Source organism: Thiocapsa marina 5811, assembly GCF_000223985.1.
In the GTDB taxonomy this organism is placed as follows: domain Bacteria; phylum Pseudomonadota; class Gammaproteobacteria; order Chromatiales; family Chromatiaceae; genus Thiocapsa; species Thiocapsa marina.
In genome coordinates, this window is the sequence record NZ_AFWV01000046.1 from 1 (window position 1) to 1,527 (window position 1,527).

The 1,527-nt window shown below is 68.6% G+C and carries 2 protein-coding genes; one reads left to right on the top strand and one right to left on the bottom strand.

Annotation, left to right across the window (positions count from 1 at the left end; all coding sequences use genetic code 11):
• Positions 1 to 795 (top strand): HAD-IIA family hydrolase (locus THIMADRAFT_RS24170; RefSeq protein ID WP_007195770.1); only part of this gene is annotated, 795 nt, incomplete at its 5' end.
• A gap of 96 nt (positions 796 to 891) precedes the next feature.
• On the opposite strand, the gene THIMADRAFT_RS24175 is transcribed toward THIMADRAFT_RS24170, so the two are convergent.
• On the bottom strand, positions 892 to 1,527 hold a 636-nt coding region (locus THIMADRAFT_RS24175), incomplete at its 5' end, for an RtcB family protein (RefSeq protein WP_083829390.1).

The following is a 1,527-nucleotide window of genomic DNA, read 5'->3' on the forward strand; positions in this document are numbered from 1 at the left end:
GGCTTCCTGCTCGATGCCTACGGGGTGCTGCTCGATGGGGAGCGCGCCTTGCCGGGGGCGGCCGCGCTGCTCGCTGACCTGGACCGCGACGGTTGCCCGTGGTTGGTGGTTACCAACGCCGCCAGCCGGCTCCCCGAGACGCTGAGCCGAGGATTCGCCGCGGTGGGGTTGGCGATCCCGCCCGAGCGCATCCTGACCTCGGGTGCGCTGTTGGCCGATCCCGGCGTGGCCGGCAATCTCCGCGGGGTGCGCGCCCTGGTGCTGGGGCCGGAGGGATCGCGCCGCTATGCCGAGCGGGCGGGCGCCATCGTCGTGCCCTTCGAGGGGGATGTCGACGCCGAGGCCCTCATCGTCGCCGATCAGCAGGACCTGTGCTGGCCCGATCACCTGGATCTCGCGCTGAGTCTGCTGGTGCGCCGCCTCGATGCCGGCGCGCCGCTGCGGTTGCTGCTCTGCAACCCCGATCTGATGTATCCGGTGCGCCCCGGGCGGGTCGCGCTCACGGCAGGGGCGTTGGCCGCGATGCTGGAAGCGGTTATCCGCGAGCGCTGGCCCGAGCGGGGCATCGGCTTCACGCGCCTGGGCAAGCCGAGCCGCGCGATCTTCGATGTGGCCTGTCGGCGGCTCGGTGCGTCCCGGCCGGTTATGCTCGGAGATCAGCTTGCGACCGACATCGCGGGCGCCCTGGGTGCGGGCCTCGACGCCGTGCTGGTCGGCACCGGGCTGGCGCCTGGGCGTGAGACGGGGCGGTTGCCGGTACGGCCCACCTGGGTACTCCCGTCGCTCGCGGCATGACTGATTACGCGCGTCGCCGCCGAGAGGTGTGCCGCGCTCTCGGTGCACCGTCGCGGGTCGATTCCGGTTTAGTCGGCCTCGATCGTCATGCTGCTCTCAGCCCTTCACGCACACGACCTGTTTGAGCGTATGCACCACCTCGACCAGGTCCGCCTGGTTGGCCATGACCTGGTCGATGTCCTTGTAGGCACCCGGAATCTCGTCGAGCACACCTTTGTCCTTGCGACAGATCACCCCTTGGGTCTGAGCCGCCAGATCCGCCGGCGTGAACTGCTTCTCGGCCGCGGTGCGGCTCATCCAGCGCCCGGCGCCATGGGCACAGGAGGAGAAACTCTCGGGATTGCCCTTGCCGCGCACGATGTAGCTGCGCGCGCCCATACTGCCCGGGATGATGCCGAGATCCCCTTCCCGCGCCCGGATCGCACCCTTGCGGGTCACCCAGACGTTCGACCCGAAATGGTGCTCGCGTTCGACGTAGTTGTGATCGATGAAGTCATGGCCGATGGCATTGCCGATGCCGCGGCTGCCCGAGTGCAGCATGACCCACACGCGCCCGGACTCGTCGAGGCAGACCTCGATGAAATGATTGCCGCCGCCCAAGGTGCCGATCTGGTTGATCCAGTTGGAGAAGCGTCCGAAGGCCTTGAGCAGCTGCGGGTGTTTCTCGGTCCAGACCTTGACCGGCTTGTCGCCCTCGGTGATGACCTGCTTGATCGTCATGGCTCCTCCTGC